This is a genomic window from Hydrogenophaga sp., from assembly GCF_051007235.1.
Taxonomy (GTDB): Bacteria; Pseudomonadota; Gammaproteobacteria; order Burkholderiales; family Burkholderiaceae_C; genus Hydrogenophaga.
In genome coordinates this window covers 24,035-43,912 of record NZ_JBPCSJ010000204.1, presented here as the reverse complement: position 1 = coordinate 43,912, position 19,878 = coordinate 24,035, and the positions used below count along the sequence as shown (strand labels likewise).

Below are 19,878 nucleotides of genomic sequence, written 5' to 3'. Positions count from 1 at the left end.
CACTAGACCAGCGCGCTCGAGGTTGGCATAACTGACCTGCCCCCTGCAGCCATGCCAGTCGGAACATCAACAAGCATGTCGGCAATAAGTGAAAGCGCCGGCCAGACGCAACGTCTGGCCGGCGCTTATCTGCTGTGGGGCGCCGTGACCGGTTCAGCGCGGTGCCAGCCGGATCGCACCGTCCAGGCGGATCACTTCGCCGTTGAGCATGTCGTTCTCGAAGATGTGTTTGGCCAGCTTGGCGTAGTCCTCGGGGGTGCCCAGGCGGCTGGGGAAGGGCACGCTGGCGGCCAGTGCGTCCTGCACTTCCTGGGGCATGCCGAACAGCATAGGCGTGCCGAAGATGCCCGGGGCGATGGTCATGTTGCGGATGCCGTTGCGCGAGAGGTCGCGCGCGATCGGCAGCGTCATGCCGACCACGCCACCCTTGGAGGCGGCGTAGGCGGCCTGGCCGATCTGGCCGTCGTAGGCAGCCACGCTGGCGGTGCTGATCATCACGCCGCGCTCGCCGGTGGCTTCGGGTTCGTTCTTGCACATGGCTTCGGAAGCCAGGCGGATCATGTTGAAGCTGCCCACCAGGTTGACCATGATGGTCTTGGTGTACAGCGCCAGGTTGTGAGCGCCGTTTTTGCCCACGGTCTTTTCGGCGGGGGCGATACCGGCGCAGTTGACCAGGCCCATGAGCTTGCCCATGGAGACGGCCTTGGCCACCACGGCCTGGCCGTCGGCCTCGCTGCTGACGTCGCATTTGACGAAGGCGCCGCCGATGTCCTGGGCGACCGCTTCGCCTTTTTCGGCCTGCATGTCGGCGATGACCACTTTGCCGCCGTTGGCCGCCAGCATGCGTGCGGTGCCTTCGCCCAGGCCCGATGCGCCGCCGGTGACGATGAAGACTTTGCCTGCGATGTCCATGTGTTGTTCCTCGTGAAGTGGTGAATTGACGTTGACGTAAACGTCAATTATGGCCTGCGGCTCGCTGCCTTGACCAGCCCCGTCGTCACGGTGTTTTCACGGGGCTGTCACACAGCGTGCCTAGGCTGGCGGTTTTGACTCCCTGCCACGCCCATGTTCGACCACACCGACCTGCACAGCCGCATCCTGACCGACCTGATGGATGGCTACGACGAAGAGCTGGAGATGGAGATCGAGGACCGCCACGTGGACGAGTTGGTGGGCGACATCAGCGCCGAAGAGCTGCTGCAGCAGAAGGAAAGCCGGCGTGTCTACTTCCGCGAGCTGTTCCGCCTGCAGGCCGAACTGGTGAAGCTGCAGGACTGGGTGCAGGCCACCGGGCACAAGGTCGTGATCCTGTTCGAGGGGCGCGACGCGGCCGGGAAGGGCGGAGCGATCAAGCGCATCACGCAACGCCTGAACCCCCGCGTGTGCCGGGTGGTGGCGCTGCCGGCACCCAGTGACCGCGAGCGCACACAGTGGTATTTCCAGCGCTACATCCAGCACCTGCCGGCGGCGGGCGAGATCGTGCTGTTCGACCGCAGCTGGTACAACCGCGCCGGCGTCGAGAAGGTGATGGGTTTTTGCACCGACGAGCAGTACGAAGCGTTCTTTCGAGACGTGCCCGAGTTCGAGAAGATGATCATGCGATCGGGTGTGCAGCTCATCAAATACTGGTTCTCGCTGTCGGACCAGGAGCAGGAGATCCGCTTCCTGGGTCGCATCCACGACCCGCTCAAGCAGTGGAAGCTCAGCCCCATGGACCTGGAAAGCCGCCGCCGCTGGGAGCTCTATACCAAGGCCAAGGAAGTGATGATCGAGCGCACCCACATCCCCGAATCGCCCTGGTGGGTGGTGCCGGCGGACGACAAGAAGAAGGCGCGCCTGAACTGCATCCACCACCTGCTGTCACAGATGCCGTACCACGAGATCGAACGCCCCGTGATCGAACTGCCCGAGCGCATCCGCCACGAGGACTACCGCCGCCACCAGGTGCCCGGCGAGATCTACGTGCCCCAAGTGTATTGACGTGCAAAGGCCCGCAGAAGCGGGCCTTCGGCATCCAACCAGAAACACCGCGGAACTGGCTTCGCCAGGCCGCAGGTGTTGTCCCCCCTCGAAGCGCCGCAGGCGCGCCACGGAGGGGGGAAGCCGCGTCAGCGGCGCAGGGGGGAGTTGTTCACTTGAACCCGACGCGGTCCAGCATCTGCTGGACTTTGGTCAAATTCTTGGCGACCACGCCCAGCGGGATCTGTTCGGCCTTGAACTTGTCGCCACCCATCGCTTTGAGCGCAGGGTTGGCGATCTTCACGCCGTTGGCGGCGGCGAATTCGTTGTTGCCGTTGGCGAAGTAGTCCTGAGCGAAGGGGCTGGCCAGGTACTCCATGAAAGCGACAGCGTTCTCGCGGTTCTTCGCGTGCTTGGCCACAGCCGCACCGGCGATGTTGATGTGGGTGCCGGTGGTGCCCTGGTTCGGGAAGACCACCTTGATGCGCTCGACCGTGGCGCGGTCCTCCGGCTTGGTGGACTTGATCAAGCGCGCCAGGTAGTAGGTGTTGGTCAGCGCCACACCGCACTCGCCCGAGGCCACGGCATTGATCTGGTCGGTGTCGCCACCCTTGGGCGCGCGCGCCATGTTGTCGACCACGCCCTTGAGCCAGGCCTCACCCTTGGCGTCGCCCAGGCGTTCGACCACGGTGGCGAACAGCGAAAGGTTGTAGGGATGGGAGCCCGAGCGGGTGCAGACCATGCCCTTGAGTTTGGGATCGGCCAGCTGTTCGTAGGTGGCCACATCGGCCGCCTTCACGCGCAGCGGGTCGTACACGATCACGCGGGCGCGGGTGGAAAAACCGGTCCAGGTCACGCCGTCTTTGGTGGCGTCGGCGCGCAGGTGGGCCGGAATGGCAGCGTCCAGCTTGGCGGACTTGATGGGCTGGAACAGGCCCTGGGCGTCGGCGCTGGCCATGCGGGCCGCGTCCACCAGCAAGATCACGTCGGCCGGCGATGCCGCGCCCTCGGCCTTGAGCCGTGCCACGATGCCCGCGTCGTCCGCGTCCACGCGGTTGATCTTGATGCCGGTGGTCTTGGTGAAGGTCTCGTACATGACCTCGTCCGTCTGGTAATGACGGGCCGAGTAGATGTTGAGCACTTTGTCCTGGGCCGACGCGGGGGCGTGCAGGGCGAGGGCGGCAACGGCGGTTGCCAGGACAATCGGGAGCTGAGCAAATGTGCGCATGGCGTGGGATGTGCTGTGGGCTTGAAGGGTGCAGGTGGCTGTTGGAGCGCGCCTGCGATGACGATAAACACGATGCTAACACAAACGAGAATGGTTATTAATAAGTTGTGGGCCTTGGGTGGCCTGATCCTGTTGCTGGCCGGTTGTTCGAGCGTGCCGACGGTGCCCGAGCCCGTGACGCCGCCGGTGGTGACCACCCCCTCGGTGCCCGAACCGGCGCGGCGCGCCCCTCGGCTGGGCCTGGCCCTGGGCGGTGGGGCCGCACGCGGCTTTGCGCACGTGGGCGTGATCCAGGTGCTGGAGCAGAACGGCATACGGCCCGATCTGGTGGCGGGCACCTCAGCCGGCAGCCTGGTGGCTGCCCTGTACGCCAGCGGCATGAACGGCGCCGAACTGGAGCGCGCCGCCCTGAGCATGGAAGAGGCCACGCTGACCGATTGGACGCTGCCCATCAACGGGCGCGGTGTGCTCAAGGGCGACGCGCTGGCCCGCTACGTGCGGCAGGCGGTGAACGGGCGCCTCATCGAGCAGATGGCGCTGCCCCTGGGCATTTTGGCCACCGACCTGGGCAGCGGGCAGGGCACGCTGTTCCGCCGGGGCGATGCGGCGCTGGCGGTGCGCGCCTCCAGCGCGGTGCCGGGGGTTTTCACGCCGGTGGCGATTGCCGGGCGCGAATTCGTGGACGGCGGCCTGGTCGCACCAGTACCCGTGAGTCAGGCGCGCGCCATGGGCGCCGAGGTGGTGCTGGCGGTGGACATCTCCGCCGACCCCGAAGGCAACAACGCCAACGGCATGCTGCAGGTCTTGTTGCAGACCACGGCCATCATGGGCCAGAGCATCAACCGGCACGAGCTCAAGGGGGCTGACGTGGTGCTGCGCCCCGCGCTCAGCGGCGTCGGCAGCGCCGACTTTTCGGCGCGCCAGCGCTCCATTGCCGCGGGCCGGGCGGCCATGCTGGCTGCGCTGCCGCGCCTGAAGGCCGAGATGGCCAAGCTGCGGCTGGTGGGCGGCTGACGCCACCGGAGTGCCGGGCGCGCATAAAAAAAGCCCCGGCCTTGCGGCTGGGGCTTGAAGGGGTCCGATGAAATCGAATTTCGAAAAGGACCCGAGGAGACAACCAGAAAAAACGGGTTGGGAACCCAGCGCCGCTCTCTCAAGTCAGGCACCAGTGTCCATGGGTTCTATTGTGTTCGCCTTGATCGAAGTCAAAGCCTCGATCAGCGGCGCACGAACGGTACAGATCAGCGCTTCTTGGCGACGGGAGCCTTGGTGGCGCTCACGGCTTGGGCGGTGACGGTGTTGAAGTTGGCTTCGGCCATTTCGGTGGCTTGCTTGACAGCCTTCTGCACCGATTCCATGGCGTTGTTGGCGGCGGAAACGGCGCTCTTCATCACGGCCACGGCGGTTTCGGAACCGGCGGGAGCGTTCTTGGCGGCGTTGTCCACGACGGACATGAACTTTTTCTGTGCGTCGGCGGCTTGCGCTTCAGCAGCCTTGCCGAACTCGGCACCGGTGCCCGAAGCGATGTCGTACAGGTGGCGGCTGTAGGCCACGGTCTTCTCGGCCAGGGGCTGCATCAGGCTGGCTTGCAGCGTCAGCAGTTCCTGGGCGTCCTTGACGGACAGCAGGGCTTGCGTGCTGTTGGCGGTTTCGCTCAGAGCGGCCTTGGTGGCTTGCACGTTCAGCTCGACCAGCTTTTCCACGCCTTCGAAGGCCTTCTGGGTCAGGCCAAAGAGGGTTTCGATATTGGCTTTTTGTGCGGCGACGATTTGTTCAGCGGTCAGCATGTGGGTACTCCAATAAAAAAGGAAGGGGCGTTTGGTTTGTTGAGAGCTGCTCCCGAACCCCGCGCTGTCTCGACGCTGTTCTTTTCGTTCGCTTTGCTGCACTGCAACATGGTTTCAATTATAGGGATGCCGAGGACGTGCGCAAGGGGTTTTTGCTGCATCGCAACAATCTAGATGTAACTTTCTAGAACCCGCTCACCCCGCTGTGGTCCCGGGGCGTGGTCACAATCGGCTTCCCCGTTGATCGAGTTGCCCTGTGCACGTTTTCTACGCCACCCAGTTCGTTCTGCCGCTGCCCCCGGGGCACCGCTTTCCCATGGCCAAGTACGGCCGCCTGCGCGACCGCCTGGTCGCCGAGTGCCCCTCCGTCGTGCTGGGCCAGGCCGAGCCTGCCACCGATGGCGAACTGGCGCTGGTGCACCGCCCGGCCTACATCCAGGCCGTGCAGCAGGGCACGCTGAGCGCCGCCGCCCAGCGCGAAATCGGCTTCCCCTGGAGCCCGGCCATGGCCGAGCGGGCGCGCCGTTCGGTGGGCGCCACCATCCAGGCCTGTCGGGCTGCCTTGGGCGGGGAGGGCATGGCCGCCAACATCGCCGGCGGCACGCACCATTCGTATGCCGACAAGGGCAGTGGCTTCTGCGTGTTCAACGACGCCGCCGTGGCCGCGCGCCTGATGCAGGCCGAGCACGCGCGCCGGCACCGGGCGCGCGGGACGCTGAAGGTGGCGATCGTCGACCTCGATGTGCACCAGGGCAATGGCACGGCGCGCATCTTTGCCAACGATCCTTCCGTGTTCACCCTGTCGCTGCACGGCGAGAAAAATTTCCCGTTCCGCAAGGAGCCGAGCGACCTGGACGTGGAACTGCCCGACGGCACCGGGGACGCCGAATACCTGGAGGCGCTGGAGCGCGCGCTGGACGAACTGGAACGCCGCTTCGAGCCCGGGCTGGTGATCTACCTGGCCGGCGCCGACCCGCACGAGGGTGACCGGCTCGGGCGCCTGAAACTCACGTTCGACGGCTTGGAAGCGCGCGACCGCCGCGTGATGGACTGGGCCTGGCAGCGCCGGCTGCCGCTGGTCTTTGTCATGGCCGGCGGCTACGGCACCGACATGGAGACCACGGTGCAGGTGCAGATGAACACCTACCGCGTGGCGCTGGAATACCACGCCCGCTGGGCCGCACGGCCCGGCACCGCCGGACGCACGGCGGCGACAGCCGCCTGACAGCGGGGCGGGCAGAATCGGGCGCCATGAACGCTCCCGCCGCCCCGTCTGCCCGACCCCGGGCCCTGCCGCGCGACCACTACCGCGTGTTCCGCTCCATCGGCACGCGCTGGATGGACAACGACGTCTACGGCCACGTCAACAACGTCGTCTACTACAGCTGGTTCGACACCGCGGTCAACGCCTGGCTGATCGAGCAGGGCGCGCTGGACATCCACGCCGGCGAGGTGATCGGCCTGGTGATCGAGACGCAGTGCAATTACTTCGCGCCGCTGGCCTTTCCGCAGACCATCGAGGCGGGCCTGCGCGCGGCGCACCTGGGTTCGTCCAGCGTGCGCTACGAGGTCGGCCTGTTCGCCCAGGGCGAACCGCTCGCCGCCGCCTGTGGTCATTTTGTCCATGTGTACGTGGACCGGCAGACCCGCCGGCCCGTGCCTTTGCCTGAAAAACTCAAACGCACCCTGGAGACCATTCGATGACGCAAAACCCCACCTTTACCATCGACGCTGCGAGCGTGGACGCCGCCATCACCACCCGCCTGTCGGCGCGCGCTTTCCGGCCGCAGCCGGTGCCGCGCGCGACGCTGGAGCACATCCTGCAGGTCGCCAGCCGGGCGCCCTCAGGCACCAACACCCAGCCCTGGAAGGTGTACGTGCTGCAGGGCGCCAGCCGCGACAACCTGGTTCAGAAGTGCTGCGACGCGCACGACGCCCTGCGGGCCGACCCGTCGCTGGCCGAGCAGTACCGCGAAGAGTACGACTACTACCCGGAAAAATGGGTCAGTCCCTACATCGACCGCCGCCGCGAGAACGGCTGGAGCCTGTACGGCCTGCTGGGCATCACCAAGGGCGACAAGGACAAGATGCACGCGCAGCACCAGCGCAATTTCCGCTTCTTCGACGCGCCCGTCGGCCTGATGTTCACGCTGGACAAGGTCATGGGTCGCGGTTCGCTGGTCGACTACGGCATGTTCCTGCAGAACATCATGGTGGCCGCCAAGGCCCACGGGCTGGACACCTGCCCGCAGGCCGCCTGGAACGGTTTTGCCAAGATCATCCTGCCGCACATCGGCGCGGGCGAGAACGAGATGCTGGTCTGCGGCATGGCGCTGGGTTACGCCGATCCGGCCGACAAGGTCAACGGTTTCATCACGCCGCGCGAGCCGGTGGCGAGCTTCACGCATTGGCTGGAATAATCGCGGGTTCCCATTCCATCCAACGAGGACATTCCATGATCACCACCCCCAGCGGCCTGCAGTACGAAGACACCGTGGTCGGCAACGGCGACGAAGCCAAGGCCGGCCGCCCTGTGCAGGTGCACTACACCGGCTGGCTGTTCAACGACGGCGTGCAGGGCAGCAAGTTCGACTCCAGCAAGGACCGCGGCCAGCCGTTTGAATTCCCGCTCGGCGCGGGCCACGTCATCAAGGGCTGGGACGAAGGCGTGCAAGGCATGAAGGTCGGCGGTACGCGCCGCCTGGTGATCCCGGCCGCCCTGGGCTACGGCGCCCGCGGCGCCGGTGGCGTGATCCCGCCGAACGCCACGCTGCTGTTCGAAGTGGACCTGCTGGCGGTCTGACCCGCCCGAGCCCCACGCGCCGTTGGGCCTCATCGCGCCCCCTTGGCATCTTCTGGCCAGGGGGAGCCGTCCAACGCCAGGACCCGCCGAAGCCTCGGTGGTCATGGCGCCCGGCGCCAATCGCCCCCCCATAAGAGCCAGCGCCTTGTAGCGCGGCCGATCGCTGGAGACATCACTTGAACAAACCCCTCCTTCCCCGCCTGCTGGCGCTGGCCGCTGGCCTGCTGCCCGTGCTGTCGCACGCTGCGGAACTCAACGGTGCCGAGCTGTCGGTGCTCTGGGGCGTGCCGTTTGCGGGCATCCTGTTGTCCATTGCGCTCATGCCACTGGTGGCGCCCATCTTCTGGCACCACCACTTCGGCAAGGTGGCGGCGGCCTGGGCCCTGTCGTTTTTGCTGCCGTTCGCCCTCGTGTTCGGCCCCGGGGCGGCGGGGGCTGGGGTGGTGCACGCGCTGCTGGCCGAGTACGTCCCGTTCATCATCCTGCTCACCGCCCTGTTCACCGTGGCCGGTGGCATTTACATCAAGGGCAACCTGCACGGCAGCCCGGCGCTGAACACCGGCATCCTGGCCATCGGGGCGGTGCTGGCCAGCCTGATGGGCACCACCGGGGCCTCGATGCTGCTGATCCGCCCGCTGATCCGCGCCAACGACAACCGCAAGCACGTGGTGCACGTGGTGGTGTTCTTCATCTTCATCGTGTCCAACGCCGGCGGATCGCTCACGCCGCTGGGCGACCCGCCGCTGTTCCTGGGCTTCCTCAAGGGCGTGGAGTTCAGCTGGACGCTGGTCCACATCCTGCCCGAGACGGCGTTCCTGATCGGCGTGCTGCTGGCACTGTTTTACGCACTGGACTGGTGGTACTACCACAAGCGGGAAGAGGTCCGGCCCATGGATCCGACGCCCGATGACCGCGGGTTCGGCTTCGACGGCAGCGTCAACTTCCTGCTGCTCGCCGGCGTGGTGGGCCTGGTGCTGATGAGCGGGCTCTGGAAGTCCGACGTGGTGTTCAACATCGCGGGCACCGAGGTGGGCCTGCCCGGCCTGCTGCGCGATGTCGGGCTGATCGCCATCACCGTGGCCTCGCTGCAGCTCACGCCCAGCGGCGTGCACGCCGACAACCAGTTCAGCTGGGGCCCGATGCAGGAGGTCGCCAAGCTGTTCGCCGGCATTTTCCTGACCATCATCCCCGTCATCGCCATGCTCAAGGCCGGCGTGGACGGGCCGTTCGGCGCCGTCGTGCGCGCGGTCACCAACCCCGACGGCACGCCCAACCCGGCCATGTACTTCTGGGCCACCGGCATCCTGAGTTCCTTCCTGGACAACGCGCCGACCTACCTGGTGTTCTTCAACACCGCAGGCGGCGATGCGCAGGTGCTCATGACCACGCTGGCGCCGACGCTGGTGGCCATCTCGGCCGGCGCGGTGTTCATGGGGGCCAACAGCTACATCGGCAACGCGCCCAACCTGATGGTCAAGGCCATCGCCGAGGACCGGGGCGTGAAGATGCCCAGCTTCTTTGGCTACATGGCCTGGTCCTTCGGCATCCTGGTGCCGCTGTTTGCCCTCATGACCTGGCTGTTCTTCGCCTGATGTGACAGCGGGGCGCGGGGGGGCCGTTTACCATCGGCACATGAGCACCCCACGCCCCTCCATCCTGATCGCCCGCGCCGTTTTCCCCGAGGTAGAGCACCAGCTCCGCCAGCACTTCGAGGTGGAGTCCACACCGCCCGGTGTGTTCTGGAGCGCGGCCCAGCTGGCCGAAAAACTGCAGGGCAAGGCCGGTGTGATGACCACCGGCGGCGAGCGCATCGACCCGGCCCTGCTGGCGGCCTGCCCGCAGCTCAAGATCGCGGCCAACATCGCAGTGGGCTACAACAACTTCGACCTGCCGGCCATGACGGCCGCCGGTGTGCTGGGCACCAACACGCCCGACGTGCTCACCGAAACCACCGCCGACTTTGGCTTTGCCCTGCTCATGGCCACCGCGCGCCGCGTGACCGAGAGCGAGCATTTCCTGCGCGCCGGTCAATGGAAGGAATGGTCGCTGGACCTGTTTGCCGGGGCCGAGGTGCACGGCAGCACGCTGGGCATCCTGGGCATGGGCCGCATCGGCCAGGCTATTGCACGCCGCGGCGCCCATGGCTTTGGCATGAACGTGATCTACCACAACCGTTCCCGCCTGGACCCCGACAAGGAGGCGGCTTGCAAGGCCCGCTACGTGGGCAAGGACGAGCTGTTCGAGCAGGCCGACCACGTGGTGCTGGTGCTGCCCTACACGCCGGCGGCGCACCACACCGTGGGCGCGGCCGAGATCGCGCGCATGAAGCCCACGGCCACGCTGATCAACATCGCGCGGGGTGGCATCGTCGACGAAAACGCGCTGGTCGCCGCGCTGCGCGAGCAGCGCATCGCCGCCGCCGGGCTGGACGTGTTCGAGGGCGAGCCCGCCGTCAACCCCGCGCTGCTGACCGTGCCCAACGTGGTGCTCACACCGCACATCGCCAGCGCCACCATTCCCACGCGCATGGCCATGGCCCAGCTCGCGGCCGACAACCTGATCGCCTTCCTCACCGAAGGCAAGGCGCTGACGCCGCTGAACCCTCAGGTGCTGGGCCGATGAGCGACGGCGCACTGGTGTGGGCGCTGCTGGCCCTGGGGGTGTTGAACGGGCTGTTGCTGCTGTGGCTGCTGCTGCGCCGCGCGCCGGTGGATGCGCAGGCGGTGGCCCAGCGCCAGCAGCTGCTGGATGCGCTGCAAGGCCAGACGCAACAGACCGGTCAGCGCATCGAGCGGGTGGAAAGCGAGCTGCGCCGCGAGATCAGCGAGAGCGCGCGCGGCGGCCGGCAGGAGATCCAGCAGACCCTGGCCACCTTCCAGGAAACCCTGACCCGGCAGGACGCCGAAGCGACGCGCACGCAGAACAGCCAGCTCGACGCCTTTGCCCAGCAGCTGCTGCAGCTGCGCGGCACGCTGGGCGACACGCTGACGCAGCAGCTGCAGGCGATCAGCCTGGGCATGGGCCAGCAGGCCCAGGAGGCGACCCGCACGCAGAACGCCCAGATCGACGCGTTTGCGCAGCAACTGGTCCAGCTGCGCGGCAGCCTGGGCGACACGCTGACCCAGCAGCTTAGGGCCATGATGGAGAGCAACCAGCAGCGCCTGGGGGAGTTGCGCGCCACGCTCGACGCGCAGCTGCAACAGCTGCAGGCCAGCAACGCCGCCAAGCTCGACGAGATGCGCGCCACGGTGGACGAGAAGCTGCAGAGCACGCTGGAAACCCGGCTGGGCGAGAGCTTCAAGCAGGTGGCCGACCGGCTGGAGCAGGTGCACAAAGGCCTGGGCGAAATGCAGAGCCTGGCCCAGGGCGTGGGCGATCTCAAGCACCTGCTGAGCAATGTGAAGACGCGCGGCATGTTCGGTGAAGCGCAACTGGGCGCGCTGCTGGAGCAGGTGTTTTCGCCCGAGCAATACGCCACCCAGGTGGCCACGCGACCGGGCAGCCGCAACATGGTGGACTTTGCGGTGCGCCTGCCAGGGCGCGGCGACGACGGCGCGCCCTGCTGGCTGCCCATCGACGCCAAATTTCCCAACGAAGACTACGAGCGCCTGCTGGACGCGCAACAGCGCGCCGACGCCGAGGGCGTCGAGCTGGCCGCGCGCGGCCTGGAGCAGCGCATCAAACTCGAGGCCAAGAGCATGGCCGAGAAGTACCTGGAGCCACCGCACACCACCGACTTCGCCATCCTGTTCCTGCCCACCGAAGGTCTGTACGCCGAGGTGCTGCGCCGCCCGGGGCTGATGGAAGCGCTGCAGCGCGACCACCGCGTCACCCTGACCGGCCCCACCACCTTGATGGCCATGCTCAACGCGCTGCAGATGGGCTTTCGCACCCTGGCGCTGGAGAAGCGCAGCAGCGAGGTCTGGCAGGTGCTGGGCGCGGTCAAGACCGAGTTCGGCAAGTTCGGCGATGTGCTCGCCAAGGTCAAGAACCAGACCCAGACCGTGCTCAACACCCTGGACGCGGCCGAAACCCGCAGCCGCGCCATGGGCCGCGCACTCAAGACGGTGGAGGCGCTGCCGCAGGACAAGGCCACCGCGCTGTTGCCGACCGACCTGCTGGACGCGCCCGACGCCGACCGCGCTTGAAGGCCGGCACCCGCACCGCACTCGCCCGCCTGATCGGCGCGCAGATCAGTGTGCACGCGTGCATGACCGGCTTTCGCATGGCCGCGCCGCTGATGGCGCTGCGCGAGGGGCACAGCGCCGCCGCGGTCGGCGTGCTGCTGGCGCTGTTCGCGCTGGCCCAGGTGTTCCTGGCGCTGCCCGCCGGGCGCTACGCCGAACGGCACGGACTGCAGCGGCCGTTTGTGCTGGCCAGCGTGGTGGCCACGGCCGGGGGGCTGTGCTCGGTGGCCTGGCCGCACTTTGCCGTGCTCTGCCTCACCGCCCTGAGCAGCGGCGCTGCCGTCTGCCTGGCCATGATCGCGCTGCAGCGCCACGTGGGCCACATGGCCAGCGACGCCACCGAACTGCGCCAGGTGTTCAGCTGGGTGGCCATCGGCCCGTCCATCTCCAACTTTCTGGGGCCCTTCCTGGCGGGTCTGTTGATCGACGCCAGCGGATTCCGCGCGGCCTACCTGCTGCTGGCGTTGCTGCCCTCGCTGGCCTGGTGGTGGGTGCGGCGCGTGCCCGACCACCCGGTCACCGACTCCGCCGAGCCATCGCGCGGCCGTTCATCGTGGGACCTGCTGCGCGACCGGCCCTTCCGCCACCTGATGCTGGTGAACTGGATGCTCGCGTCCTGCTGGGACGTGCACACCTTCCTGGTGCCGGTGCTGGGACACGAGCGTGGGCTGTCGGCCACGGTGATCGGAACCATCCTCGGTGGTTTCGCGCTGGCGGCCACCGCCATCCGCCTGCTCATGCCCTGGCTGGCCGCGCGCCTGCACGAGGGCACGGTGATCGGCATCGCCATGGTCAGCACCGCGCTGCTGTTCGCCCTGTACCCGCTGGTGCACACCGCCTGGGCCATGGGGCTGCTCTCTCTGTTGCTGGGGCTGGCGCTGGGGTCGGTGCAGCCCATGGTGATGAGCACCTTGCACCAGATCACGCCGAAACACCGGCACGGCGAGGCGCTGGGCCTGCGCTCCATGGCCATCAACGGTTCCAGCGTGCTCATGCCGCTGCTGTTCGGTTCGGCGGGGGTGCTGGTGGGCATCAGCGGGGTGTTCTGGGTGGTGGGCGGGGTGGTCGGCGCTGGCTCGCGGCTGGCCTGGCGCATGCGCAAGACCCTGGCCGCGCATCCGCCCGAGCCGCAACGCCTGGATGTCTGACCTGCGGAACTCTGTGGACAGCGGGGCATCCGTAGAATGCGCCGTCACTTGAAGGAAGCCCCTTGCTCTTGCTGATCGTCCTACTGCCGCTGCTGCTCGGGACCCTGGCCACCGCCTGGCTCGGTTCAAGATCCCGCCCTTTGACTGCCGTCGCGGCTGGTCTTGTCACGGCGTCGGCGCTCGCCGTGCTGCTGTCCCAGGCGCCGGCGGTGTTCGCCGGTCAGACGGTGATGAACGCCTGGCCCTGGGTGCCCGAGATCGGGTTGAATCTGACGTTCCGGCTCGACGGGCTGTCGCTCATGTTCGCCGGGCTGATCCTGTTCATCGGCTTGCTGATCGTGCTGTACGCGGCCTATTACCTCGCGCCCGAGGACTCGGCGGGCAAGTTCTTCAGTTTCATGATGCTGTTCATGGCCGCCATGCTGGGCGTGGTGCTGTCGGACAACCTGTTGCTGCTGGTGGTGTTCTGGGAGCTGACCAGCATCTCGTCTTTCCTGCTGATCGGCTTCTGGAGCCACCGACCCGATGCGCGTGCCGGTGCGCGGCAGGCGCTGGCCGTGACCGGCGGCGGCGGCCTGGCCATGCTGGGTGGTTTTGTGCTGCTGGGGCAAATCGCCGGCACCTACGAACTCAGCGCCATGGCGGCGAACGTGGCGGCCATCCAGGCCGACCCGCGCTTCGTGCCCGCGCTGCTGCTGATCCTGCTGGGCGCCTTCACCAAGAGCGCCCAGTTCCCGTTCCACTTCTGGCTGCCCGACGCCATGGCCGCGCCCACGCCGGTCTCGGCCTACCTGCACTCGGCCACCATGGTCAAGGCCGGCGTGTTCCTGCTGATGCGCATGTACCCGGTGCTGGCTGGCACCGGGCATTTCGAGATCATCGTCAGCGCGGCCGGCCTGGCCACCGTGCTGTTCGCGGCCTTCATCGCCATCTTCAAACACGACCTCAAGGGCCTGCTGGCCTATTCGACGGTGAGCCACCTGGGGCTGATCGTGTTCCTGATCGGCCTGGGCTCGCCGCTGGCCAGTGTGGCCGCGGTGTTCCACGTGCTCAACCACGCGGCGTTCAAGGCCTCGCTGTTCATGATCGCCGGCATCGTCGACCACGAGACCCATTCGCGCGACATGCGCCAGCTCGGCGGGCTGTGGAAGTTCATGCCCTGGACGGCCACCTTGTCCATGGTGGCGGCTGCTTCGATGGCCGGTGTGCCGCTGACCAACGGCTTCCTGTCCAAGGAAATGTTCTTCACCGAGGCCGTCGTTGGCACCAGCGGGGTCTACGCCTGGCTGGTGCCGGCCCTCGTGACGCTGGCCGGTGTGTTCAGCGTGGCCTACTCGCTGCGCTTCGTGCACGATACCTACTTCAACGGTGAGCTGGGCGATGTGCCGAACAAGCATCCGCACGAGCCGCCGCTGGGCATGAAGCTGCCGGCCATGCTGCTGGTGGTCATGTGCATCGTGGTCGGCCTGCTGCCCGCCGTCACCTTCGGGCCGCTGGTGCACGTGGCCGCCACCGCGCTGGTGGGCCAGCCCCTGCCCGACTATTACCTGGCCATCTGGCACGGCGTCAACCTGCCGCTGCTGATGAGCGCCATCGCGCTGGTGGTGGGTGTGGGCCTGTACCTGTGGCTGGCCAAAGGCAAACGGCTGCACCGTATCAGCTCCGAGGCCTGGTTCGGCGCCGCCACCGGCCGCGCCATTTTCGAGTGGCTGATCGACCACCTGTTCGGTCTGTCGGGTCGCATCACGCGGCTGCTGGAGACCGGTTCTCTGCAGCGTTACGTTGGGTGGCTGCTGCTCACGGCGCTGGTGCTGGGTGCGCTGCCGTTCCTGGGCAGCGGTATTGGCACCGGCCCCCGTCCGCAGATGCCTGCCACGCCGCTGGCATGGGCCATGTGGGTGCTGTTGCTGCTCACCTGCGTGGCCATCGTGCGCACGCACCACCAGCGCTTCCAGACCGTGGTGCTGGTGGGCGTGGTCGGTGTGGCGGCCTCGCTCACCTTCCTCGGTTTCTCCGCGCCCGACCTGGCGCTGACCCAGCTGTCGGTGGACATCGTCTCCACCGTGCTGCTGCTCATGGGCCTGGCCCTGCTGCCGCAGACCAGCCCCAAGGAAACACCGGCCCTGCGCAAGGGCCTGCACGCGCTGCTGGCGTTGGCGGGCGGCGCGGCCATGTCGGCCATCACCTGGCTGGTGCTCACCCGCGACCAGGCATCGATCTCGTGGTTCTTCCTGGAACAGTCGCTGCCCAAGGGTGGCGGCTCGAACGTGGTCAACGTGATCCTGGTGGACTTCCGCGGCTACGACACCATGGGCGAGATCACCGTGCTGGGCATCGCTGCCATCGGCGTGTTGGCGCTGATGGACGGCCTGCGCACCCGCCGTGCGGGCGCTGACCCCGAGGGCCGCGCCTGGACCTTTGCCCAACAGCCGCTGCTGCTGCGCGTGGCCGCCTCGGTGGTGCTGCCGCTGGCGCTGGTGTTCAGCCTCTACATCTTCATGCGCGGCCACAACCTGCCCGGTGGCGGCTTCATCGCCGGGCTGATCACCGCGGTGGCGCTGGTGCTGCAGTTCATGTCGCTGGGGCAGGCGCGGGCCGAGCAGTTCCTGCGCGCCGGGGGCGGTCGCCGCTTCGTGCGCTGGATCGGCGCGGGTCTGGGCATCGCCGGCCTGACCGGGGTCGGTGCCTTTGCGCTGGGTCGCCCGTTCCTGACCAGCGCCTTCGGTCACCCGCACGTGCCGGTGCTGGGCGAACTGCCGCTGGCCACCGCCGCGATCTTCGACCTCGGCGTCTACCTCACCGTGGTTGGCAGCACGCTGCTGACGCTCTCGGTGCTGGGCCAGGCCTCGCGCGAGGTGCCGGCCGCTGCAACCCAACGGAGTGCCTCATGAGTATGGAATTTCTGCTGGCCACCGGCGTGGGCATGGTCACCGCCAGCGGCATCTACCTCATGCTGCGCGGGCGCAGCTTCCCGGTGGTCCTCGGCCTGTCGTTGTTCGGCTACGCGGTCAACGTGTTCATCTTCCTGATGGGCCGGCTGTGGAGCAACGCCGCGCCGGTGCTGGTGGGCGAAGGCCCGGTGGCCGATCCGCTGCCGCAGGCGCTGGTGCTCACCGCCATCGTGATCGGTTTTGCGACCACCGGCTTCGTGGTGGAACTGGCGCTGCGCAGCCGCCATGAGAGCGGCAGCGACCACGTGGACGGCCACGAGCCCGGAGGGCCGCGCGTATGACCGGTTCGCTGTTGGATTTCTGGCTGCAGCACGCGCCGGTGCTGTCGGTGGTGCTACCGATGCTGACAGCGGTGGTGCTGCTGCTCATCGGCGACCAGGGCGGCATGGCCGGGCAGGGCGGGGCGCACGACGACGCGTCGCTGCGCTGGCGCCGCCGCGTCGCGTTGCTGTCCACAGCGCTCGGTCTGTTCATGGCCGTGGGCCTGGTGCAGCATGCGGCGCAAGGCGAGCTGCTGGTGTACCGCCTGGGCGAGTGGCCGGCGCCGTTCGGCATCGTGATGGTGGTGGACCGTCTCTCGGCCCTGATGGTGCTGCTGACCTACCTGGTCGCGCTGCCGGTGCTCTGGTACGCCGCCAGCGGCTGGGACAGCCGGGGCCGCTACTTCCATGCCATCTTCCAGTTCCAGCTGATGGGCCTTTGCGGTGCGTTCCTCACGGGCGACCTGTTCAACCTGTTCGTGTTCTTCGAGGTGCTGCTGATCGCGTCCTACGTGTTGCTGGTGCACGGCCAGGGGCGCGAGCGCTTCCGCATGGGCGTGCACTACGTGGTGCTCAACCTGGTGGCTTCGGGGCTGTTCCTGATCGGCCTGTCGCTGGTCTATGCGGCTACCGGCACGCTGAACATGGCCGACGTTGGCCGGCGGCTGGCGCTGCTGCAGGGCGACACCCTGCTGTTTGCGCAGGCCGCTGCGCTGGTGCTGCTGGTCGTGTTCGGGCTGAAAGCCGCCATGCTGCCCCTGTATTTCTGGCTCCCCGGCACCTACGCCGCGGCCAGTGCCCCGGTGGCGGCGCTGTTCGCCATCATGACCAAGGTGGGGGTCTACAGCATCGTGCGCGTGCACTGGCAACTGTTCGGGGCGGAGGCCGGCGGCGCCGCGCTGGCCGTGGCCGACTGGCTGCTGCCCCTGGCCCTGGCGACCAGCGCGCTGGGGGTGCTGGGCGCGCTGGCGGCGCACAGCCTGGGCCGGCTGGTGGCCTACCTCACTGTGTCGTCGGTGGGCACCATCCTCGCCGCGGTGGGGCTGTTCAGTCCGGCGACCCTGTCGGCCGCGCTGTACTACACCTTGCACAGCACCCTCGTCATCGCGGGCCTGTTCCTGCTGGTGGAGCTGATCGCGGCGCAACGCGGCGAGTGCACGGACCAGCTGCAACCGGCGACCGCGGTGCGCGAGCCCGTGTTGCTGGGCGTGATGCTGCTGTTCGGTGCCGCGTCGGCCGCCGGCCTGCCGCCGCTGCCGGGCTTCCTGGGCAAGCTCATGGTGCTGCAGGCCAGCAGTGGTCTGGCGGCGCAGGCCTGGGTCTGGACTGTGGTGCTGGGGGTGGGGTTCCTCACCATCGTCGGCCTGGCCCGCGCCGGCGTCATCGTGTTCTGGCACGTTCAGCCCGCGGTGGACCATGGTGCGCCCGGGAGCAGCGCCAACCTGCGGGCGCCGATCTGGGCCTTCATGGCGCTGACGGTGGCGTTGGCCGTGCTGGCCGCGCCCGTCAAACGCTACACCGACGCGGCCGCGGCGCAGCTGTCGGTCAACGCCGACTACGTGCGCGCCGTGCTTGGGCCGGACGCACCGCCCAGCACGCGCCCCTACGACGGCCAGCGCGCCGCCCCCGCTCCGGAGAAACAGCCATGAAATCCGACGCCCTCGACCGCCGCGGCGGCTGGTTCGACCACCCGGTGCTGTCCCTGCTGCTGGTCGTCAGCTGGCTGGCGCTCTCGCGCAGCCTGGAGCCGGTGCACCTGCTCTCGGCCCTGCTGATCGGCCTGATCGTGCCGCGGCTGCTGCGCGGCCTGCTGCACGTGGGCAGCCCGATCCGCTGGGGCGCCGCGGTCCGCCTGAGCCTCGTGGTGACCTGGGACATCGTGGTGTCCAACATCACCGTGGCCAAGCTGGTGCTGGGGCCCATGAGCCGTCCGCAGCCGGCCTGGCTGCGCGTGCCGCTGGCCTGCGAACACCACCGCGTCAACGCGCTGTTCGCCAGCATCATCACCATGACGCCCGGCACCGTCTCGGCCGTGATCGACGAATCCGCACGCTGCATCTGGGTGCACGCGCTCAACTGCGACGACGCGGCCGGCATGGTGGCCGACATGAAGGCGCGCTACGAGGCGCCGCTGCTGGCCGTCTTCCGGCTCGATGGGGAGGGGCGGCCATGAACGTCCTCGACCTCGCGCTGACCATCGGCATCGGCGCTGTGACGCTGACCCTGCTGCTGTGTGGCTGGCGCCTGCTGCGCGGCCCGACCATCGCCGACCGCGTGCTGGCGCTGGACACCCTGTACCTGAGCCTGGTGGCGCTGGTGGTGCTGCTGGGCTTGCGCTGGCAGACGCCGCTGTTGTTCGAGGCCGCGCTGATCGTGGCGCTGCTGGGTTTTGTCGGCACGGTGGCGCTGGCGCGCTACCTCAGCCGTGGCGATGTGGTGGAGTGAGAAGGTAGGAACACGCTATGGAACTGAACCCGGTCATCGAATGGGCAGCCGCGATCCTGATCGTGGTGGGGGCCTTCTTCCTGCTGGTGGGCGCCATCGGCATGGTGCGCCTGCCCGACTTCTACATGCGCCTGCACGCGCCGACCAAGTCGTCCACCCTGGGTGTGGGGGGCGTGCTGCTGGCCTCGCTGCTGCTGGGCTGGGCGCAGGGGCGGCCCGGCATGGCCGAGCTGCTGATCACGCTGTTCGTGTTCGTGACCGCGCCCGTGTCGGCGAACCTGTTGGCTCAGGCAGCGCTGCACCTGCGGCTGCCGTCGCGCGCGCCGGAGCCCGAGGCGTTGCCGCCGTCGGTGCCTCCGCGGTGCTGAAGCCCAGACCGGCCAGGTAACGGTCCATCACCTGCGTGCCGACCTGGACCAGGTCGAAATCACGCGGATCGAGCAGCCAGCCGTCGAGCACACCCGTCAGGATGGCCTTGAGACCCAGGGCCGCGCTGCGCGACGGGATGGGCAGTGGCAGGCGTGCGGCGGCAGCGGCGGCCTCGAACTGCTGGGTGAGGTAGACGAGGTACTCGTCGCGCCAGCGCAGCTTGCGTTCGCGTACCGCCAGCATCTCGCCGTTGTATTCGACCTGCTGGGTGGCGATCTCGAACACGCGGCGCGCCTGCTCGTCGGTGGCGGTCTTGTGCAGGGCGACCAGCACCGACAGCCGGATCTGCTGCAGCGGGGCCTGCACCGCGTGCGTTGCGTACGTCGACTGCTCCAGGGGCAGCGTGACCCGGTCCATCATGGCGTTGAACAGGTCGGCCTTGTCCTTGAAGTGCCAGTAGATGGCGCCGCGCGTGGTGCCGGCCGCGCTCGCGATCTCCTGCAGCGAGGTGCGAGACACACCACGCGCCTGAAACAACTGTTCGGCAGCATCGAGCAGGGCGGCGCGGGTGGCTTCGGCGTCGGCTTTGGAGCGGCGGACCATGGCGGTGTACACAAAGGAAGAGACCCCATGAATATACATACATTCATGTGTGTATGTATACTGCCATGCCTTGATCAGGGTCATCCGCAGCAGCGGCATGGGTCTTGCGGTCTACGCGATGCCCGGCGCCGCTCCGTT

19 protein-coding genes and 1 pseudogene are annotated in these 19,878 nt (G+C 67.9%); 16 read left to right on the top strand and 4 right to left on the bottom strand.

The features are described 5' to 3' along the window. Positions 1–153: 153 nt before the first annotated feature. Positions 154–912: a 3-hydroxyacyl-CoA dehydrogenase gene (locus ACR2JA_RS07585; RefSeq protein WP_434008486.1), complete on the bottom strand. Its 759-nt coding sequence runs from the start codon at positions 910–912 to the stop codon at positions 154–156. A 153-nt stretch (positions 913–1,065) separates the two neighbouring features. Between ACR2JA_RS07585 and ppk2 the strand changes: the two genes are divergently transcribed. Then, the gene (ppk2, locus tag ACR2JA_RS07580; RefSeq protein ID WP_434008485.1) at positions 1,066–1,980 is read left to right on the top strand and encodes a polyphosphate kinase 2; all 915 of its coding nucleotides are present in this window, start codon (positions 1,066–1,068) and stop codon (positions 1,978–1,980) included. A 151-nt stretch (positions 1,981–2,131) separates the two neighbouring features. On the opposite strand, the gene ACR2JA_RS07575 is transcribed toward ppk2, so the two are convergent. Next, entirely contained in the window at positions 2,132–3,187 is a 1,056-nt protein-coding gene (locus tag ACR2JA_RS07575) for an extracellular solute-binding protein (RefSeq protein ID WP_434008484.1), read from the bottom strand. A 90-nt stretch (positions 3,188–3,277) separates the two neighbouring features. Between ACR2JA_RS07575 and ACR2JA_RS07570 the strand changes: the two genes are divergently transcribed. Further along, positions 3,278–4,201 carry a patatin-like phospholipase family protein gene (locus tag ACR2JA_RS07570; protein ID WP_434008483.1) on the top strand — a complete coding sequence of 308 codons (924 nt, stop codon included), beginning with the start codon at positions 3,278–3,280 and terminating at the stop codon, positions 4,199–4,201. A gap of 227 nt (positions 4,202–4,428) precedes the next feature. Here the strand turns inward: ACR2JA_RS07570 and ACR2JA_RS07565 are convergent, their stop codons facing one another. After that, the gene (locus ACR2JA_RS07565) at positions 4,429–4,974 is read right to left on the bottom strand and encodes a phasin family protein (RefSeq protein WP_434008482.1); all 546 of its coding nucleotides are present in this window, start codon (positions 4,972–4,974) and stop codon (positions 4,429–4,431) included. Between the two features lie 256 nt (positions 4,975–5,230). On the opposite strand from ACR2JA_RS07565, the gene ACR2JA_RS07560 reads away from it, so the two are divergent. The 14 genes and pseudogenes from ACR2JA_RS07560 to mnhG form a co-directional block, all read left to right on the top strand. Then, complete coding sequence (locus tag ACR2JA_RS07560; RefSeq protein ID WP_434008481.1) at positions 5,231–6,199, top strand: histone deacetylase family protein; 969 nt, start codon at positions 5,231–5,233, stop codon at positions 6,197–6,199. Positions 6,200–6,225: 26 nt separating this feature from the next. Beyond that, a complete protein-coding gene (locus ACR2JA_RS07555) occupies positions 6,226–6,678 on the top strand; it encodes an acyl-CoA thioesterase (RefSeq protein WP_434008480.1) in 453 nt (150 codons plus the stop codon). Then, positions 6,675–7,394 (top strand): nitroreductase, encoded by a 720-nt coding sequence (locus ACR2JA_RS07550; RefSeq protein WP_434008479.1) that lies wholly within the window; start codon positions 6,675–6,677, stop codon positions 7,392–7,394. The genes ACR2JA_RS07555 and ACR2JA_RS07550 overlap by 4 nt, the downstream gene beginning before the upstream one ends. A 35-nt stretch (positions 7,395–7,429) precedes the next feature. Continuing rightward, entirely contained in the window at positions 7,430–7,777 is a 348-nt protein-coding gene (locus ACR2JA_RS07545; RefSeq protein ID WP_310563976.1) for an FKBP-type peptidyl-prolyl cis-trans isomerase, read from the top strand. Between the two features lie 176 nt (positions 7,778–7,953). Beyond that, the gene (locus ACR2JA_RS07540) at positions 7,954–9,369 is read left to right on the top strand and encodes a sodium:proton antiporter (RefSeq protein WP_434008478.1); all 1,416 of its coding nucleotides are present in this window, start codon (positions 7,954–7,956) and stop codon (positions 9,367–9,369) included. Positions 9,370–9,409: 40 nt separating this feature from the next. Further along, the gene (locus tag ACR2JA_RS07535; RefSeq protein WP_434008477.1) at positions 9,410–10,399 is read left to right on the top strand and encodes a 2-hydroxyacid dehydrogenase; all 990 of its coding nucleotides are present in this window, start codon (positions 9,410–9,412) and stop codon (positions 10,397–10,399) included. After that, positions 10,396–11,925, top strand: coding sequence for a DNA recombination protein RmuC (rmuC, locus tag ACR2JA_RS07530; RefSeq protein ID WP_434008476.1), 1,530 nt, complete (start codon positions 10,396–10,398; stop codon positions 11,923–11,925). The genes ACR2JA_RS07535 and rmuC overlap by 4 nt, the downstream gene beginning before the upstream one ends. Continuing rightward, on the top strand, positions 11,922–13,112 hold the full coding sequence (locus tag ACR2JA_RS07525; RefSeq protein ID WP_434008475.1) for an MFS transporter: 1,191 nt from the start codon (positions 11,922–11,924) through the stop codon (positions 13,110–13,112). The genes rmuC and ACR2JA_RS07525 overlap by 4 nt, the downstream gene beginning before the upstream one ends. Before the next feature lie 62 nt (positions 13,113–13,174). Then, on the top strand, positions 13,175–16,003 hold the full coding sequence (locus ACR2JA_RS07520; protein WP_434008474.1) for a monovalent cation/H+ antiporter subunit A: 2,829 nt from the start codon (positions 13,175–13,177) through the stop codon (positions 16,001–16,003). Between the two features lie 2 nt (positions 16,004–16,005). Further along, complete coding sequence (locus ACR2JA_RS07515) at positions 16,006–16,344, top strand: Na+/H+ antiporter subunit C (RefSeq protein ID WP_434008488.1); 339 nt, start codon at positions 16,006–16,008, stop codon at positions 16,342–16,344. Beyond that, positions 16,341–17,972, top strand: coding sequence for a monovalent cation/H+ antiporter subunit D (locus ACR2JA_RS07510; protein WP_434008473.1), 1,632 nt, complete (start codon positions 16,341–16,343; stop codon positions 17,970–17,972). The genes ACR2JA_RS07515 and ACR2JA_RS07510 overlap by 4 nt, the downstream gene beginning before the upstream one ends. Continuing rightward, the gene (locus ACR2JA_RS07505; RefSeq protein ID WP_434008472.1) at positions 17,969–18,496 is read left to right on the top strand and encodes a Na+/H+ antiporter subunit E; all 528 of its coding nucleotides are present in this window, start codon (positions 17,969–17,971) and stop codon (positions 18,494–18,496) included. The genes ACR2JA_RS07510 and ACR2JA_RS07505 overlap by 4 nt, the downstream gene beginning before the upstream one ends. Beyond that, entirely contained in the window at positions 18,493–18,768 is a 276-nt protein-coding gene (locus ACR2JA_RS07500; RefSeq protein ID WP_434008471.1) for a K+/H+ antiporter subunit F, read from the top strand. The genes ACR2JA_RS07505 and ACR2JA_RS07500 overlap by 4 nt, the downstream gene beginning before the upstream one ends. Before the next feature lie 17 nt (positions 18,769–18,785). Next, positions 18,786–19,043 (top strand): annotated as a pseudogene (gene mnhG / locus ACR2JA_RS07495) (monovalent cation/H(+) antiporter subunit G); the annotation flags it as partial. On the opposite strand, the gene ACR2JA_RS07490 reads toward mnhG, so the two are convergent. Continuing rightward, positions 19,006–19,740 (bottom strand): TetR family transcriptional regulator, encoded by a 735-nt coding sequence (locus tag ACR2JA_RS07490; protein ID WP_434008470.1) that lies wholly within the window; start codon positions 19,738–19,740, stop codon positions 19,006–19,008. The pseudogene mnhG and the gene ACR2JA_RS07490 sit on opposite strands and share 38 nt — an antisense overlap. Between the last annotated feature and the right edge of the window lie 138 nt (positions 19,741–19,878).

Coding starts and splice junctions, on each gene's coding strand:
- ACR2JA_RS07505 (WP_434008472.1), top strand. CDS start 17,969: ATGAAATCCGACGCCCTCGACCGCCGCGGCGGCTGGTTCGACCACCCG.
- ACR2JA_RS07585 (WP_434008486.1), bottom strand. CDS start 912: ATGGACATCGCAGGCAAAGTCTTCATCGTCACCGGCGGCGCATCGGGC.
- ACR2JA_RS07510 (WP_434008473.1), top strand. CDS start 16,341: ATGACCGGTTCGCTGTTGGATTTCTGGCTGCAGCACGCGCCGGTGCTG.
- ACR2JA_RS07570 (WP_434008483.1), top strand. CDS start 3,278: ATGGTTATTAATAAGTTGTGGGCCTTGGGTGGCCTGATCCTGTTGCTG.
- rmuC (WP_434008476.1), top strand. CDS start 10,396: ATGAGCGACGGCGCACTGGTGTGGGCGCTGCTGGCCCTGGGGGTGTTG.
- ACR2JA_RS07515 (WP_434008488.1), top strand. CDS start 16,006: ATGGAATTTCTGCTGGCCACCGGCGTGGGCATGGTCACCGCCAGCGGC.
- ACR2JA_RS07575 (WP_434008484.1), bottom strand. CDS start 3,187: ATGCGCACATTTGCTCAGCTCCCGATTGTCCTGGCAACCGCCGTTGCC.
- ppk2 (WP_434008485.1), top strand. CDS start 1,066: ATGTTCGACCACACCGACCTGCACAGCCGCATCCTGACCGACCTGATG.
- ACR2JA_RS07490 (WP_434008470.1), bottom strand. CDS start 19,740: ATGGTCCGCCGCTCCAAAGCCGACGCCGAAGCCACCCGCGCCGCCCTG.
- ACR2JA_RS07500 (WP_434008471.1), top strand. CDS start 18,493: ATGAACGTCCTCGACCTCGCGCTGACCATCGGCATCGGCGCTGTGACG.
- ACR2JA_RS07550 (WP_434008479.1), top strand. CDS start 6,675: ATGACGCAAAACCCCACCTTTACCATCGACGCTGCGAGCGTGGACGCC.
- ACR2JA_RS07555 (WP_434008480.1), top strand. CDS start 6,226: ATGAACGCTCCCGCCGCCCCGTCTGCCCGACCCCGGGCCCTGCCGCGC.
- ACR2JA_RS07535 (WP_434008477.1), top strand. CDS start 9,410: ATGAGCACCCCACGCCCCTCCATCCTGATCGCCCGCGCCGTTTTCCCC.
- ACR2JA_RS07545 (WP_310563976.1), top strand. CDS start 7,430: ATGATCACCACCCCCAGCGGCCTGCAGTACGAAGACACCGTGGTCGGC.
- ACR2JA_RS07565 (WP_434008482.1), bottom strand. CDS start 4,974: ATGCTGACCGCTGAACAAATCGTCGCCGCACAAAAAGCCAATATCGAA.